The organism is Pseudomonas sp. RIT-PI-S (genome assembly GCF_025642975.1).
Taxonomy (GTDB): Bacteria; Pseudomonadota; Gammaproteobacteria; order Pseudomonadales; family Pseudomonadaceae; genus Aquipseudomonas.
The window spans coordinates 760802-777266 of record NZ_JANZKJ010000001.1 but is presented as its reverse complement, the minus strand read 5'-3'; the positions used below and the strand labels follow the sequence as shown (position 1 = coordinate 777266).

Genomic DNA, 16465 nt, shown 5'->3' with positions numbered 1-16465 from the left:
TCAATTGAGTTGGAAAGGATAAACCGAGCCCAGCTTGAGCAAGCCAGTCAGTTCATCCAGCGCTGTGCGGCACTCTACCAGCAATTGCGGATCGGCCAGGTCGGCTTCGCTCAGGCGATCGCGATAGTGCCGGTCGACCCACTGGGTGAGTTGCTCATACAGGCTGGCGGTCATGATAACGCCTTGGTTCACCGCCGCCAGCTCTTGTTCGTTCAGTGCTACGCGCAGGCGCAGGCAAGCAGGCCCGCCGCCGTTCTGCATGCTTTGCTTGAGGTCGAAAACGCACACTTCGGCAATGGCGCCATTACCGGCGGTCAGCCCCTGGAGGTAGTTCCACACCCGCGGGTTGGCACGGCATTCCTCGGGAACGATCAACAGCATGCGGCCGTCGGCGCGGGTAAGCAGTTGGCTGTTGAACAGATACGAGCGTACCGCGTCTTCCACGCTGACCTGGTCACGCGGCACGCTGATTGCCTGAAACTGCCCGCCGCGCTTGCCCAGCTTGGCCGCCAGCTCGCCCAGCACCTGCTCGGTGTCCAGGAAGGCGTCCTGGTGGTAGAACAGCACTTCCCCGTTACCCACCGCGATCACGTCGTTGTGGAACACACCTTGGTCGATGACCGCCGGATTTTGCTGGGCGTAGACCGTCCCCTCCTCGCTCAGCCCATGCAAGCGCGCCACGGCCTGGGACGCTTCGAGGGTCTGCCGCGCCGGGTAGCGCTGCGGCACCGGCCGCCGGCTATCGAACGCCGCGCGGCCATAGACGAAGAACTCGACACCCGGCTCGCCATAGCTGCGGCAGAACCGTGTATGGTTGGCAGCGCCTTCGTCGCCGAACTGAGCGACCGCGGGCAGCGCGGCATGGTGAGCGAAACGTGCTTCGTCCGCGAACATCGCCGCCAGCACCCGGCTGGTGGTGGGGTGCTCGATGCTCCGGTGGTACTTGCAATTGAGGTTGGCGGCGGTGAAATGCACGCGCCCGTCCGCAGTATCGGCACCGGGGCTGACGGTAGCGGCATTGGCTACCCACATGCTCGACGCCGAGCAACTGGCAGCGAAGATCGGCATGGCGTCGCGGGCGGCTTGGGCGATCACCTCGGCATCGCTGCCGGCAAAGCCCAGGCGGCGCAGGCCCGCTACATCCGGGCGCTCCTGTGGCGCCAGCACGCCCTGGACGAAGCCCATGTCGCTGAGCGCCTTCATCTTGGCCAAGCCTTGCCGTGCCGCTTCGCGCGGGTTGGACTGCGCCTGGCTGTTGCTTTGGGAAGCGACGTTGCCATAAGACAGCCCGCCATAGTTGTGGGTCGGCCCCACCAGCCCGTCAAAGTTGACTTCAAACGCTTTCATCGGCTCGGCTCCAGCAAAATTCTTTTAGGTCTCATGGCTCGTCCAGCGGCTTGCAGCGCACACCTGCTACAGGGTCACGCCCGGCGTCAGCGACGGCGGCAGGCTCACCCGCTCGGCTTCCAGCGAGGCCACCGGGAAGGCGCAATAATCGGCCGCGTAATAGGCGCTGGCGCGATGGTTGCCCGAAGCGCCAACGCCGCCGAAGGGCGCGCTGCTGGCAGCACCGGTCAATTGCTTGTTCCAGTTGACGATGCCGGCACGGCTACCCAGCCAGAACTGCTGGTAACGCTCGGCCGAATCCGACAACAAGCCTGCGGCCAGGCCATAGCGGGTGTTGTTGGCTTCACGGATGGCGCCGTCGAAGTCGGTATAGCGCACCACTTGCAGCAGTGGGCCGAAGAGCTCTTCGTCCACGCGCTCGGCCACCGCGGTAACGTCGAGCAAGCCTGGCGTGAGCAATGCCGCGCCAGGGTTGGGTTGGGTCATTGGCAGCAACGCCTCGGCGCCTTGAGCCAGCAGTTCGGCCTGGGCCTGCATCAGGGCTTGCGCCGCAGCCAGCGATACCACCGCGCCCATGAACGGCGCCGGTTGTTCATCGAAGGCACCCACGCGGATCGCCCGGGTGACGTCCACCAGGCGGGCGATCAGGCTATCGCCCCAGGCCCCGGCCGGCACCAGCAAGCGCCGCGCGCAGGTGCAGCGCTGCCCGGCGGAGATGAACGCCGATTGCACGATGGTGTAGATCGCGGCGTCGAGGTCCTGAACCTGGTCAACCACCAAGGGGTTGTTGCCGCCCATTTCCAGAGCGAGGATTTTGTCTGGCCGCCCGGCGAACTGCTGGTGCAGGTGGTTGCCGGTACGGCTGGAGCCGGTGAAGAACACCCCGTCGATGTCTGCCGCGGCCAGGGCGATGCCGGTTTCCCGCGCGCCCTGCACAAGGTTGAGCACACCGGCGGGCAGCCCGGCTTCCTGCCAGCAGCGAACGGTCAAGGCGGCGACCGCGGGGGTCAGTTCGCTGGGCTTGAACACCACAGTGTTGCCCGCCAACAGCGCCGGCACGATGTGCCCGTTAGGTAGGTGGCCAGGGAAGTTGTAAGGGCCGAACACCGCGACCACACCGTGCGGCTTGTGCCGGAGCACGGCATTGGCATCGCCGAGCACACTGCTCTTCTCGCCGGTGCGCTCGTTGTAGGCCTGGATCGAGATCGCCACCTTGTTGACCATGCTGGTCACTTCGGTGGCTGCTTCCCACAGCGGCTTGCCGGTTTCTTCACCGATGCAGCGAGCCAGGGCGTCCGCGTGCGCCTTCAAGCGCTCAGCGAAGGCCTGCAGGTAACCGATGCGGCTTTCCAGCGCAAGGCTAGCCCAGCCAGCGAAGGCTTCGCGAGCCGCAGCCACCGCTGCTTCGACCTGCTGCGCCGAGGCGCCCTGCCCGTCCCACAACACCCGCTGGCTGACCGGGTCCAGGGACTGGAAAGCCTCGCCTTGGCCTGCGAGCCATTGCCCGCCGATAAACAGAGTGGTCATGGCTGGCCCTCCAGAGCCGTATTGGGTGACAAAGGCACCGCGCGAACCTGGTCGCCAGCATGCAGCCGCAAGCGGCGCGCGGTGAGCGGGTCCACCACCAGGGTGCCCGCGGCCAGGCGAGCGGGCGCCGCGGTGATGCGGCACTGCTCCATCTGGCGGTTATGGATCAGATACACCGGCGCATCGTCGCCGGGGGTGCCGACCGCCAGCACCAGCGTCTTGCTCTCCTGCACGGCGCGAATCTTCGCGACCTCGCATTCCACCGCTGGCCCTGCGTCGAAAATATCCACGTACCCCTGATAGTTGAAGCCCTCGCCACGGAGCATCGCCAGCGCTGGCTCCGTGTCGGGATGCACCTTGCCGATGACCTCGCGCGCGGGTTCGGAAAGGAAGCAGGTGTACAGCGGGAACTTGGGCATCAGCTCGGCGATGAACGCGCGGTTGCCCACGCCGGTGAGGTAGTCCGCCTGGCTGAACTCCATCTTGAAGAAGTAGCGCCCCAGGCTTTCCCAGAACGGCGAGCGGCCGCCTGCATCGGAAATGCCACGCAGTTCGGCGATCACCTTGTTGCCGAACAGCGAGGTGAACTCGGCCATGAACAACAGCCGCGCCTTGGCCAGCAGCCGGCCATTGAGGCCGCTGCGCATGTCATCGCGCAGGAACAGCGAGCACAGCTCGGAGTTGCCCGTAAGGTCGTTGGCCAGGAACAACGTCGGGATTTCCCGATAGATGTTCAGCTCCTTGGAGGCGCTGACCGTCAGGCCCACTCGGTAGTTGTACCAAGGTTCGCGCTGGCCCACGGCGCCGGCGATGGCCGAGGTGCCGACCACGGTGCCATCGTCGGTTTCGAGCACGAACAGGTAATCCGTGTCGCCCCGCTCCGCTTCACCGCGAAAGGTCTTTTCCGCCCACTCGACCCGCTGGCCGAGGCGTTCCTCGTTGGCCGGCAAGGTGGTAAGGCCGGGGCCTGTGCCGCGGGCCAGGTCGATCAGCGCGCTCAGGTCGCTGCTGCGTACGGGACGAACAATCATGCTTTCTCCTCGGGCGGCCGCTTCAAAGGGCCGCGATCTTCGGCCTGGCCTGCGCCAGGCAACGAACCCTGCTAGTTACACCGCGACCAGGCGCACGCTGCTGCCGTCGCCCACGCCAAGCCGCTCGGCCACCGCCGCCGGCAGGCCTACCGGTTTGCCGGGCGCCCAGTCCAGCTCGAGCAAGGCAGCGCGGTAGTCCTGCAACTGGCCATTGGCGACCAGGTACTGCCGCCCGCCCTTGCCGGTTTCGTCGATGCGTACGGGAACCACCCGGCTGTTGGCGATCGAGCGGATGTTCGAAACCCGCGCGTGCAGGGTCGGCCCGCCGTCGAAGATGTCGATGTAATGCTCGGTCTCGAATCCTTCACGCATGAGGATATCGAAGGTGATCTGTGCACGCGGATGCACCTGGCCCATGGCTTCCTGGGCGGCATCGGGCAGCAGCGGCACGTAAATGGGGTAATGCGGCATCAGCTCGGCGAGGAACGTCCGGCTCTTCAACCCGCACAGGCGCTCGGCGGCGGCGTAGTTGATGTCGAAGAAGTTACGCCCGATCGCATCCCAGAACGGCGAGTCGCCATGCTCGTCGCTGTAGCCGACGATTTCGGTGACCACCGAGTCCGCAAAGCGCTCCGGGTGGTTAGCCATGAACAGCAAGCGGGCGCGCGAGTTGAGCTCCGCCCAGGGCGTGGCGACCAGTTCAGGCAACACGTAGAAGCTGGTGAGCAAGCTGTTGCCGGTCAGGTCATGGCACTGCGAGAGCACGTGGATCTTGTTGTGGATCTTCAGCTCACGCGAGGCATGCACGAAGGTCTCGTTGCGAAAACTGTAGAACGGCTCGGAATACCCCGCCGAGGCAACGATCGCCGAACAGCCGACCAAGCGGCCGCGAACGGTATCTTCCAGCACGAAAAAATAGCTCTCTTCGCCGTTGAAGCTGACTTCAGCGGCAAAGGACGCCTCGGAAGCGACGATTTTGTCGCGCAGGCGCTCGAGGTCGTCGGGCAGCGAAGTGACACCGATCGGGCTGTCCGCGGCGAGCCGTTGCACCTCGTCCAGGTCAGCCATTTGCGCAGGGCGCATCACCAGCATGGTGCCACTCCTTGAATAAGAAAATAAAAGCGGGGCGCCAGGCCCCGCCGGTGGGCCGTCAGGCCTGGGTCAACTGGGCGACCGCCCGCTCGAAGCGGTCCAGGCCTTCGTCGATGTCTACGGTGTCGATCACCAGGCTCGGCGCGAAGCGAACCACGTCCGGGCCGGCTTGCAGGATCATCACATCGTTACGTTCGGCGGCGTTGAAGAACTCCTTCGCTTTGCCTTTCCACGGCTCGCTGAGGGCGCAACCGATCAGCAGGCCCAAACCACGCACCTCGGTGAACACCTTGTACTTCTCGCCGATGGCGCGCAGGCGGGTAGCGAAGCGCTGGTGGCGCTCTTCCACGCCCTTGAGCACCTCGGGAGTGTTGATCACATCGACCACAGCCTCGGCCACGGCGCAGGCCAAGGGGTTGCCGCCGTAGGTAGTACCGTGCACGCCTACCGCCAAGTGCTTGGCAAGCTTGTCGGTAGTCAGCATGGCGCCGATAGGGAAGCCGCCGCCCAGGCTCTTGGCGCTGGAGAGGATGTCTGGGGTGACCCCATAGTGCATGTAGGCGAACAGTTTCCCGCTGCGACCCATGCCGCTCTGCACTTCGTCGAACACCAGCAGGGCGTTGTGCTGGTCACAGAGGGCGCGCGCGCCTTCCAGGTAGGCCTGCTCGGCCGGCAGCACACCGCCCTCGCCCTGAATGGGTTCGAGCACTACGGCGCAGGTTTTGTCCGAGATGGCTGCCTTGAGCGCAGCCAGGTCGTTGTAAGGAATATGAGTGATGCCTTCGATTTTCGGCCCGAAGCCATCGGAATACTTGGGCTGGCCGCCCACGCTGACGGTGAACAGGGTCCGCCCATGGAAGCTGTTGACCGCGGCGATGATCTCGCATTTCTCGGGGCCATACAGGTCGTGAGCGACCCGACGCGCCAGCTTGAACGAAGCTTCGTTGGCTTCCGCGCCGGAGTTGCAGAAGAACACCCGCTCGGCGAAGGTCGCGGCCACCAGCTTCTTGGCCAGGCGCAGAGCCGGCTCGTTGGTGAACACGTTGGAAACATGCCACAGCTTGTTCGCTTGTTCGGTCAGGGCGCCAACCAAGGCCGGATGGGCATGGCCGAGTACGTTGACCGCGATGCCGCCGGAGAAATCGATCAGCTCACGCCCGGCCTGGTCCCAGACTCGAGAGCCTGCCCCACGCACGGGAATGAACCCCGCCGGCGCATAGTTGGGGACCATTACCTGGTCGAAATCGGCGCGTTGCACCTGGGCGTGATCAGCGGACATCAGCGTCTCCTGAAGCGAAGCGCCGGCCCGAAAGTGGCCGGCGATGGAAGGATTGTAAAGAGGGGTTGGCCCTTGGCCTTGCCGCCAAGCGACAACTTGTTACAGCCACAAACCCCGAAAAACCGGGGCTTTCAGCAATGCGACATATAGCGTCAGAATAAAACAGTGTAGGAAGCCCGCGCCACTCGGCGAACCGTGGTGGACGCCCTTCGCGGGCGCCAACCGCACCTACAGGCAGGGAGGGTGCGCGCAGGCTCAACCCCGCTCGGCGGGCACCGGTGCAAGCTCGAAGGGGCTGCCGGTGCGGCGCTGGTTGCGGTCTTCACGAGGGGTGGCGCCGAAGAAGTTACGGTAGGCGCTAGAGAAGTGCGGCCCCGAGGAGAAACCACAGGACAGGCCGATCTGGATGATCGACTTGCTGGTTTGCATCAGCATCTGGCGGGCCTTGTTCAAGCGCAGTTCCAGGTAGTACTGGCTGGGTACGCGGTTGAGGTACTGCTTGAAGATCCGTTCCAGTTGGCGCCTAGACACGCACACATGCTGGGCGATTTCATCGGTGGTCAGCGGTTCTTCGATGTTCGCTTCCATCAGCAACACCGCTTGGGTCAGCTTGGGATGGCTCGAGCCCAAGCGGTTCTGCAGCGGGATGCGCTGGCGCTCGCCGCCCTCTCGAATCCGCTCGACCACCAGTTCCTCGGAGACCGCCCCGGCCAGCTCGGCGCCGTGGTCACGCGCCAGCAACGCCAGCATCAGGTCCAGCACAGCGAGCCCGCCACATGCGGAGAGGCGGTCGCGATCGCAGTCGAACAAATGACTGGTAGCGATCACCTTCGGAAAACGTTCGGCGAAGTCGTCCTGCCAGCGCCAGTGCACCGAAGCCCGATAACCATCAAGCAAGCCCAACTGGGCCAGCGGGTAGATGCCAGCGGACAAGCCGCCAATCACGCAGCCGCCGCGCACCAATTGCTTGATCGCGCTGGCCAAGGCGGGTGACAGCGCCGAAGGTGGCTCGTCCGCGACCAGAAAGAGTTTCTGGCAGCCCTCGAGCCGGCCCGCCCAAGGCTCGCCGGGCAATTGCCAAGCGCCGGCGGGAAGCGCTTCGGCGTGGAGGAACAATGGCTCGTACAGCGCCTCAGGGTGCACCCTGCGAGCGACGCTCAAGGCTTCCTCGGCCAAGGCCAGGGTCAGCGCCTTGGTGCCGGGCCAGATGAGAAAACCGATACGCTGGGCGGTCATTTAAAAAAATCCACACGTTTGAATTCGAATAGCCGACCGCCGAGCCAGGCGACGGGAGGCTTGCTTATTTAAGACTACCGGAGAGGAACTGACGCAGGCGCTCCGACTGCGGGTTAGCCAACACTTCTCGTGGGTCACCGCGCTCTTCCACCAGCCCCTTGTGCAGGAATACCACTTGGTTGGACACCTCGCGGGCGAAACCCATCTCATGGGTAACCACCACCATGGTACGTCCTTCCTGGGCCAGCGACTGCATCACCTTGAGCACGTCGCCCACCAGCTCGGGGTCCAATGCAGACGTTGGTTCGTCGAACAGCATCACTTCTGGCTCCATCGCCAGTGCCCTGGCGATGGCGACGCGTTGCTGCTCACCGCCAGACATGTGCCCAGGGTAGGCATCCTTGCGGTGCGTCACGCCAACCTTGGCCAGATAATACTCGGCCTTCTCCAATGCTTCTTTTTTGTTCATGCCCAACACATGCACCGGGGCCTCGATCACGTTCTGCAACGCGGTCATGTGGGCCCACAGGTTGAAGTGCTGGAACACCATGGCCAGGCGTGAGCGCATGCGTTGCAGCTGCTTGGGGTCGCCCGCCTTGAGGCCGCCGCCCTTGTTCGGCACCAGCGTCAGCGCCTCGTTGTTGAGCAGGATGCGCCCGGACCAAGGCTGTTCCAGCAGGTTGATGCAGCGCAAAAAGGTGCTTTTGCCCGAGCCGCTGGAGCCGATGATGCTGATCACGTCGCCGGCCTTGGCGGCCAGGCTCACGCCCTTGAGCACTTCATGGCTGCCGTAGCGCTTGTGCAGGTCCTGTACTTCGAGTTTGTTCATGGGGTCGGTCTCTGAAATAAGGCCGGGCGGCGCTGAGGCCGCCCGCAAATGCGCTTAGCCCTTGCGCGGTGCCAGGTAGCCCAGCCAGCGTCGCTCCGCCAGCTTGAACAGCCGCACCAGCACGAAGGTCAGGCACAGGTAGATAGCGCCAGCGGTGATATAGGCTTCGAACGGCAGGTAGTAACGGGCGTTGACCGCCCGCGCCGCGCCGGTGATGTCCATCAGGGTGACGATGGAGGCCAGGCTTGTGGTCTGCAGCATCATGATCACTTCGTTGCTGTACTGCGGCAGCGCCCGGCGCATGGCCGATGGCAGGAGGATGCGGCGGTACATCAATGCCCGCGACATGCCCATCGCCCGTGCCGCCTCGATTTCCCCATGGGGCGTGGCACGCAGGCTGCCGGCGATGATCTCGGCCGTGTAAGCGCTGGTGTTGATGGCAAACGCCAGGCAGGCGCAGAAGGTCGCACTCGACAGCCAAGGCCACAGTACGCTTTCACGCACCGCGGCGAACTGGGCCAGGCCGTAGTAGATCAAAAACAGCTGTACCAGCATCGGCGTACCGCGGATCACATACGTATAGCTCCAGGCCAGCGCGTTGATCCATGGCTGGCGAGATACCCGCATCAACGCTAGCGGCAGGGCGGCGGCCAGGCCGAACAACAGCGAGAGGGCCAGCAGCTTGAGGGTTTCAAGCAAACCGGCCAGGTAAAGCGGCAGGCTGCTCAGGATCACGTTGTAGTCGAAGATCATAATTCCGCCGTCCTTACCCCTACGGAGTAGCGTCGCTCCAGCCATTTGAGCAACAGCAGCGACACGCTGGTGATCAGCAGGTACAGCCCCGCCACCGCCAGGTAAAAGGTGAAGGGCTCACGGGTGGCGTCGGCCGCTTGCTTGGCCTTGAACATCATGTCTTGCAAACCCACCACGGAGATGAGCGCCGTGGCCTTGGTCAGTACCAGCCAATTGTTGGTGAAGCCGGGAATCGCCAGGCGAATCATCTGCGGCACCAGCACCCGATAGAAAATCTGCAGGCTGCTCATGCCATAGGCCATGCCGGCTTCGGCTTGCCCCTTGGGAATGCCCATGAACGCGCCGCGGAAGGTTTCTGACAGGTAGGCCCCAAAGATGAAGCCCAGGGTGAACACCCCGGTCATCAACGGGTTGAGGTCGATGTAGTCGTCATAGCCGACCAAGGGCGCGACCCGGTTGATCAGGTCCTGCCCGCCATAAAAAATCAGCAGGATCAGCACGAGGTCCGGAATGCCGCGGATCACCGTGGAGTACAGCTCGCCCAGCCACGCCAGCAGGCGTATAGGCGACAGTCGGAACGCGGCGCCTACCAGGCCCAGGACGATTGCCAGCGCCATGGACGAGAGCGCCAGTTGCAGGGTCAGGCCGACCCCCTCGAGGATGACCTCGCCGTAGCCTTTCAACATGCTCGCAAACCTTCTGAATGAGCGGGGACGCATCGCGCGGGTGCAACGCGGGTGAAATGCAGGAGCAACGCGGATGCAATGAAACCGCTCAGGGGCCAAAAACGAAGCGGGGCCGCACGCGGCCCCTGCCCGAGGTGATGGCGGCGTTACTGGCCGTAGATATCGAAGTCGAAGTACTTGTCCTGGATCTGCTTGTAGGTGCCGTTGGCGCGGATAGCGGCAATGGCGGCATTGATGCGGTCCAGGTCGGCTTTGTCGCCCTTGCGCACCGCAATGCCCACGCCGTCGCCGAAGTAGTTCACGTCGGTGAACGCCGGGCCGGCGAATGCGAAGCCCTTGCCCGCGTCGGTTTTCAGGAAGCCGTCCTGCAACAGGGTGGCATCGGCAACGGTGCCGTCGAGGCGGCCAGCGGCCAGGTCCAGGTAGATTTCATTCTGCGAGCCATAAGGTGTGACCTTAGCCCCCTTGGGTGCCAACACTTCATTGGCGAAGCGCTCGTGGATCGAGCCGCGCTGCACGCCGATGTTCTTACCCTTGAGTGCGCTCAGCGAGTCATCCAGGGCAACCCCCTCCTTCATGACCAGGCGAGCCGGGGTATTGTAGTACTTGTTGCTGAAATCCACGGACTGCTTGCGATCCTCGGTGATGGACATCGAAGACAGGATGGCGTCGATCTTGCGCACTTTGAGCGCCGGGATCAGGCCATCGAACTCCTGCTCGACCCAAACGCACTTGACCTTCATCTCAGCGCACAGGGCGTTGCCGATGTCGTAGTCGAAACCAACGATGTTGCCGTCCGACGCCTTGGAGGCAAACGGTGGATAAGCGGCCTCGATACCGATTTTCAATGGCTTGTCGTCGGCCGCGGCAGTAAAGGACAGCACGGACAGCGCCAGCGCACCAAACAGTGCAAGCTTCTTCATGGGAATACTCCATCGGATGACGAGGCGCGAGGGCGAGGCCAGGCGCTGCCAAAAATAAATCACGCCACCGGAGCGGAGGCGAGTGGTGGGCATTTTAGCGGTGGGCGGTTGTAGGAAATTTCTGCAATGCGACAACAAGTTACAGAAGAACCTGGGACGGCGGGCATACCTCTTGACAAGCAGGCCGGCGGATGATCAGCAAAGCGAAGGCCAAACAGAAAGCTACTGCAAGTTCCCTGCCCTTTTACGAGCAACCGCGGTGTAGAGCGGTTCGCGGCCCGTCATCGACTAGCGCGGCCTGGCAAAGTGTTTCCCCCCACCTCAGCGGCGCATTATCCGGTAACACAGGTTTTGTTTCCATACAGCAAAAGCCCCGCCGAAGCGGGGCTGGATTACCGTGTGCTCGATAAGGCGGTTTTAAGCAGCAGACATCTGCCGGTGAGTGTCGATCAGGTGCTGGACAACACCCGGGTCCGCCAGGGTGGAGATATCACCCAGGGCACCGTATTCGGCGGTGGCGATCTTGCGCAAGATTCGCCGCATGATCTTGCCGGAGCGGGTTTTCGGCAAGCCGGGGGCCCACTGAATGACATCCGGCGAGGCGATGGGGCCGATTTCCTTGCGCACCCAGTTTTTCAGCTCCTGGCGCAAGGCTTCGCTGGATTGCTCGCCGGCGTTGAGCGTGACGTAGACGTAGATGCCCTGGCCCTTGATGTCGTGAGGCACGCCCACCACCGCGGCCTCGGCCACCTTGGGATGGGCGACCATGGCGCTTTCGATTTCCGCCGTGCCCATGCGGTGGCCAGACACGTTCAGCACGTCGTCCACCCGCCCGGTGATCCAGTAATACCCGTCTTCGTCGCGGCGGGCGCCGTCACCGGTGAAGTACATGCCGCGGAACGTCTTGAAGTAGGTATCGACGAAGCGATCGTGGTCCCCGTATAGCGACCGCGCCTGCCCGGGCCAGGAGTCGAGGATCACCAGGTTGCCCTCAGCGGCGCCTTCGATCAGGTTGCCCAGGTTGTCCACCAGCGCGGGTACCACACCAAAGAACGGCTTGGTGGCCGAGCCCGGCTTGAGCGCGGTCGCGCCGGGCAGCGGGCTGATGAGTACGCCGCCGGTTTCGGTCTGCCACCAGGTGTCGACGATCGGGCAACGCTCCTTGCCCACGGTCTTGTAATACCAGTTCCAGGCTTCCGGGTTGATCGGTTCCCCTACCGACCCGAGCAGGCGCAGGCTGGAACCGTCGGCGCCAGCGACCGCCGCGGTGCCTTCGGCCATCATCGCGCGGATCGCCGTAGGCGCGGTGTAGAGGATATTGACCTTGTGCTTGTCGATGATCTTCGACACGCGGGTGATGTCCGGATAATTCGGCACGCCTTCGAACAGCAAGGTGGTGGCGCCATTGGCGAGCGGGCCATACACGATGTAGCTGTGCCCGGTCACCCAGCCCACATCGGCGGTGCACCAGTAGACCTCGCCAGGCTTGTAGTCGAACACCCGCTCATGGGTCAGCGCGGCATACAGCAGGTAGCCCGCGCTGGTGTGCAGCACGCCCTTGGGCTTGCCGGTGGAACCGGAGGTGTAGAGGATGAACAGCGCTTCCTCGGCGCCCATTTCCTTCGGCGCGCAGGTGCTGGAGGCAACGTCCAGCAGGGCGTGGTACCAGATGTCGCGATGGCGGTTCCACTCGATCTCGCCACCGGTACGCTTGCACACGATGACCTTCTGCACGCTGGCGGTTTCCGGATTGGTCAGGGCACGGTCGACGTTAGCCTTGAGCGGGGTTTTCTTGCCGCCGCGCACGCCTTCGTCAGCGGTGATCACCACCTTGGATTTGCAGTCGATAATGCGCCCCGCCAGCGCCTCGGGCGAAAAGCCGCCGAACACCACCGAATGGATGGCACCGATGCGCGCGCAGGCGAGCATGGCGACCACAGCTTCGGGAATCATCGGCATGTAGAGCGTGACCACGTCACCGCGGTGCACATCCTGGCCGCGCAGGGCGTTGGCGAACTTGCACACCTCCTCGTGCAGCTCGCGGTAAGTGATGGTGCGGCTATCCGAAGGATCGTCGCCTTCCCAGATGATCGCTGGCTGATCGCCCCGAGTTTCGAGGTGGCGGTCCAGGCAGTTGTACGCCACGTTGAGGGTGCCGTCGGCGAACCACTTGATGTCTACGTGGTGATCATCGAAAGAGGTCTGCTTGACCTTGGTGAAGGGGGTGATCCAGTCCAGACGCTGGGCTTGCTCGCGCCAGAAGCCGTCGGGGTTCACCACGGACTGCTGGTACATGGCCTTGTAGGTCGCTTCGTCGGTGAGGGTGTGTTCCTTCACGTCAGGGCGAACTGGGTACAGGGAAGCCGCGCTCATCTTTACTTTCCTCGGAGGCAATCGTTGTTCTTGTATGTTTGCGTTGTACGTGAAGTTACCGCCACGCAACCATTCGACGATGGTAGTAAAAGGCTCTTCAGGGCCGCCAGGCGGCTGAATTGTTACGTATTCCGATAATACTGTTTATCAAAAGCCAGCCTGTTCCGGCCGTCAAGCTCGCGCCTAGAATGCGCCCCGCCAGCTATGGCAAACGCAACGACAGCCCCCACGAAGGTCTGCCTCCAAACGCCCTGAACGCCACGCCCGCAACCTCGAAAAAAGGTCGCGCGGGCACGTTCGACCGCAAGAAAGGTGAAACCGCAATGAAACGCCTGATGTTCGCCCTCTCCGCCTGCGCCAGCACATTCGCCGCTGCCGGACAGGCGCCCGCTACCACTGGCGAGCTGCTGGTAGAACACTACAACTATTCCACCCCACTGGATATCGCCCGGGTGGTGTCCATGGAGGCAGTGCCAAACACCTGCGAGGTAGTGCCGATGCACATGGTGTACGACGACAGCAAAGGCCAGCGCCACTTGCTCGAGTATGAAGTGATGGGCAATGGCTGCGTGGACTGACGCCAAGCCACTGCGCCTATAGCGGCTGGTCCGGGTGTCTGGGCGCCTGCAGTTGCTGGCGGTACAAGCGCAAACTCAGCAGCAGGCCAGCAGCGGCGGCGAATGCGGCAAGCAGAAAGATCGAGGCGAAGCCAAAACCAGACGCCACCGCCCCGGCCACCGGCCCGGTAAGCCCCAGGGACAGGTCCACGAACAGCGAATAGGCGCCCACCGCCGCGCCACGGCTGGAGGCGGGCACCAGGTTTACCGCCTCTACCCCCAGCGCCGGAAACACCAGCGAAAAGCCGAAGCCACTCAACGCCGCCCCGGCCATGGCCAGCTCGACCCCGGGCGCCAGCCACAACAGCAGCAGGCCGAGCGCCTCCACGCCCAGGCAGACGATGGCCACGCGGAAACCACCCAGGCGATTGATCATGCCGCCGAACAGCAGCCGTGCGCAGATAAAGCAGCCACCGAACAGCGACAGGCACAGCGCGGCATTACCCCAGTGACGGGAGGCGTAATACAGGGTGATGAAAGTCGCGATCGTGCCGAAGCCGATACCACCCAGTGCCAGCCCGCACCCGTGCGGCAGCACGCGGCCCAGGACGTGAATGAACGGCAAGCGCTCGCCGCTGACGACAGGTGCGGCCAGCTTGGGCCAGGCCAGGGCCACGCCCAATGCAGACAGCAGCAACACCGCCACGCCCATGCTCCAAAGCCCAAGCTGCTGCACCAGCCAAACGCCCCCAGGCGCGCCGATGGCCAGCGCGCCATAGCTGGCGATACCGTTCCAGGAAATGACTTTGGCGGTGTTGGCCGCCCCTACCCGGCCGATCCCCCAGCCGATGGAACCGGAGCCCACCAGGCTCTCGGCCGCGCCTAACACTATCCGGCCAACGAACAAACAGCTCAGGCTCGCACCGGGAAACGCCTGCAACCAAGCCGCCAGCAACATGAATACGCCGCTGGCGCCACAACCGGTCAGCCCGAGGATCACCGCCAGCTTGCTGCCACGGTTATCGATGATCCGGCTGGCGTAAGGGCGGCTCAGGAGCGTTGCAAGGTATTGGACGCTGATCACTAACCCTGCCAGCACCGCGCCGAAGCCCAGGTCCGTGTGCACGAACCCCGGGAGCACCGCCAGCGGAATGCCGATGTTCAGGTAACCGATGAAGGTAAAGGCAACGATCGAAACGACTTGCAGGGTGACCGCCAATGGGCGGGGCGACGAGGACATGAGAAACGCCATGGGAGCAAACGGGAAAGGGCATTGTAGCCACGTTCGCAGGCTTCGCTAGCTCCCGCGGCGGCGGAGGCGCTGGCAAAGCCTGCGAACCTATATCAGCTCCCGCATCACGGCCTTACTTGGCCTCGACCGCCTGGGCGGCGACCTCGGTCTTCTTCAATCGGTACAGCCCCAGCGACACCAGCAGCCATACCGGTATCGCCATCACCGGTACCTGCATGCCCGTGGCCCACATCACGCCGAGGATCACCACCACGAACGCCAGGCAAAGGTAATTGCCCACCGGATACCAGATGGCCTTGAACAGCGGTGCCTGCTTCTGGCGCTGCAGGTGCTGGCGGAAGCGCAGGTGGGACCAGCTGATCATCGCCCAGTTGATCACCAGCGTGGCGACCACAAGGGCCATCAGCAGCTCCAGGGCGTTGTGCGGCATCAAGTAGTTAAGCAGCACGGTGACCGCGGTCACTGCGGCGGAGGCGAGCACAGCGGGCACCGGAACGCCCCGACGGTCTACCCGAGCCAGCACAGCAGGGGCATCGCCCTGCTCGGCCATGCCCACCAGCATGCGGCCATTGCAATACGCGCCGCTGTTGTACACCGACACCGCAGCGGTCAGCACCACGAAGTTGAGCAGGTGCGCGGCGGTGCCGCTGCCAAGCATGGCGAACACTTGCACGAAGGGGCTACCGCTGTAAGCGTCGCCGGCCGCGCCAATGCTTTGCAGCAGGCTGTCCCAAGGAATCAGCGACAACAGCACTACCAAGGCGCCTACATAGAAAATCAGGATCCGCCAGATGACCTGGTTGATCGCCTTGGGAATCACCTGGCGCGGCTGGTCTGCTTCAGCGGCGGTAAAGCCAAGCATTTCCAGGCCACCAAACGAGAACATGATCAGCGCCAAGGCCATCACCAGACCTTGAACGCCGTTGGGGAAGAACCCGCCGTGCTGCCAGAGGTTGGCTACCGAGGCTTGTGGCCCGCCGTTGCCAGAAGCCAGCAGGTAGGCACCCAGGGCAATCATGCCCACAACCGCGACCACCTTGATGATGGCAAAGGAAAACTCCGCTTCGCCGAACACTTTCACGTTGGTCAGGTTGATCAAGGTCACCAGGGCAAAGAACCCGCCGGCCGAGGCCCAGGCAGGAATTTCAGGCCACCAGAACTGAATGTACTTGCCCACCGCCGTCAGCTCGGACATCCCTACCAGCGTGTAGAGCAGCCAGCAGTTCCAGCCGGAAAGAAAGCCAGCGAAGCCGCCCCAGTATTTGTGGGCGAAGTGGCTGAACGAGCCGGCAACCGGTTCTTCGACGATCATTTCGCCCAACTGGCGCATGATCAGAAAAGCGATGAACCCACACAGGGCATAACCGAGGATCATCGAGGGGCCGGCGGATTTCAGCACCCCGGCCGAGCCGAGGAACAGCCCGGTGCCGATTGCGCCGCCGAGGGCAATCAGTTGGATATGGCGGTTTTTCAGGCCGCGTTGGAAGCTACCGCCAGAGGGTGGCCGGGCACTCATCGCATACATTCCTTGTTCTTATTGGGCGAACAGCCCGCCGCGCCCTGAGCCGGCTGGGCTGGAG

At 63.5% G+C, this 16465-nt stretch carries 14 protein-coding genes; 1 reads left to right on the top strand and 13 read right to left on the bottom strand.

The genetic code is table 11. From position 1 onward, the window contains the following. The 11 genes from astB to acs all read right to left on the bottom strand — a co-directional run bounded on the left by astB (position 1) and on the right by acs (position 13076). A complete protein-coding gene (gene astB, locus OGL93_RS03595) occupies positions 1–1347 on the bottom strand; it encodes an N-succinylarginine dihydrolase (RefSeq protein ID WP_263260988.1) in 1347 nt (448 codons plus the stop codon). A gap of 66 nt (positions 1348–1413) precedes the next feature. Beyond that, positions 1414–2874 (bottom strand): succinylglutamate-semialdehyde dehydrogenase, encoded by a 1461-nt coding sequence (gene astD, locus OGL93_RS03590; RefSeq protein WP_263260987.1) that lies wholly within the window; start codon positions 2872–2874, stop codon positions 1414–1416. Beyond that, complete coding sequence (gene astA, locus OGL93_RS03585; RefSeq protein ID WP_263260986.1) at positions 2871–3905, bottom strand: arginine N-succinyltransferase; 1035 nt, start codon at positions 3903–3905, stop codon at positions 2871–2873. The genes astD and astA overlap by 4 nt, the downstream gene beginning before the upstream one ends. Positions 3906–3980: 75 nt before the next feature. Further along, the gene (aruF, locus tag OGL93_RS03580; RefSeq protein ID WP_263260985.1) at positions 3981–4997 is read right to left on the bottom strand and encodes an arginine/ornithine succinyltransferase subunit alpha; all 1017 of its coding nucleotides are present in this window, start codon (positions 4995–4997) and stop codon (positions 3981–3983) included. 58 nt (positions 4998–5055) lie between these two features. Beyond that, the gene (locus tag OGL93_RS03575) at positions 5056–6276 is read right to left on the bottom strand and encodes an aspartate aminotransferase family protein (RefSeq protein WP_263260984.1); all 1221 of its coding nucleotides are present in this window, start codon (positions 6274–6276) and stop codon (positions 5056–5058) included. 255 nt (positions 6277–6531) lie between these two features. Beyond that, positions 6532–7512, bottom strand: coding sequence for a transcriptional regulator ArgR (argR, locus tag OGL93_RS03570; protein WP_263260983.1), 981 nt, complete (start codon positions 7510–7512; stop codon positions 6532–6534). Positions 7513–7576: 64 nt separating this feature from the next. Beyond that, complete coding sequence (locus OGL93_RS03565; protein WP_263260982.1) at positions 7577–8341, bottom strand: ATP-binding cassette domain-containing protein; 765 nt, start codon at positions 8339–8341, stop codon at positions 7577–7579. A gap of 54 nt (positions 8342–8395) precedes the next feature. Then, positions 8396–9094 carry an ABC transporter permease gene (locus OGL93_RS03560; protein WP_263260981.1) on the bottom strand — a complete coding sequence of 233 codons (699 nt, stop codon included), beginning with the start codon at positions 9092–9094 and terminating at the stop codon, positions 8396–8398. Further along, the gene (locus OGL93_RS03555; RefSeq protein ID WP_263260980.1) at positions 9091–9780 is read right to left on the bottom strand and encodes an ABC transporter permease; all 690 of its coding nucleotides are present in this window, start codon (positions 9778–9780) and stop codon (positions 9091–9093) included. The genes OGL93_RS03560 and OGL93_RS03555 overlap by 4 nt, the downstream gene beginning before the upstream one ends. Positions 9781–9926: 146 nt before the next feature. After that, positions 9927–10703 carry an ABC transporter substrate-binding protein gene (locus OGL93_RS03550; protein WP_263260979.1) on the bottom strand — a complete coding sequence of 259 codons (777 nt, stop codon included), beginning with the start codon at positions 10701–10703 and terminating at the stop codon, positions 9927–9929. A gap of 417 nt (positions 10704–11120) precedes the next feature. Beyond that, a complete protein-coding gene (gene acs / locus OGL93_RS03545; RefSeq protein ID WP_263260978.1) occupies positions 11121–13076 on the bottom strand; it encodes an acetate--CoA ligase in 1956 nt (651 codons plus the stop codon). Positions 13077–13399: 323 nt separating this feature from the next. Here acs and OGL93_RS03540 point away from each other — a divergent pair, with 323 nt between their 5' ends. Further along, positions 13400–13654 (top strand): DUF2790 domain-containing protein, encoded by a 255-nt coding sequence (locus OGL93_RS03540; protein ID WP_263260977.1) that lies wholly within the window; start codon positions 13400–13402, stop codon positions 13652–13654. 16 nt (positions 13655–13670) lie between these two features. Here the strand turns inward: OGL93_RS03540 and OGL93_RS03535 are convergent, their stop codons facing one another. Continuing rightward, complete coding sequence (locus OGL93_RS03535) at positions 13671–14873, bottom strand: MFS transporter (RefSeq protein ID WP_263260976.1); 1203 nt, start codon at positions 14871–14873, stop codon at positions 13671–13673. A gap of 124 nt (positions 14874–14997) precedes the next feature. Next, positions 14998–16401 (bottom strand): amino acid permease, encoded by a 1404-nt coding sequence (locus OGL93_RS03530; protein WP_263260975.1) that lies wholly within the window; start codon positions 16399–16401, stop codon positions 14998–15000. Positions 16402–16465: the final 64 nt, after the last annotated feature.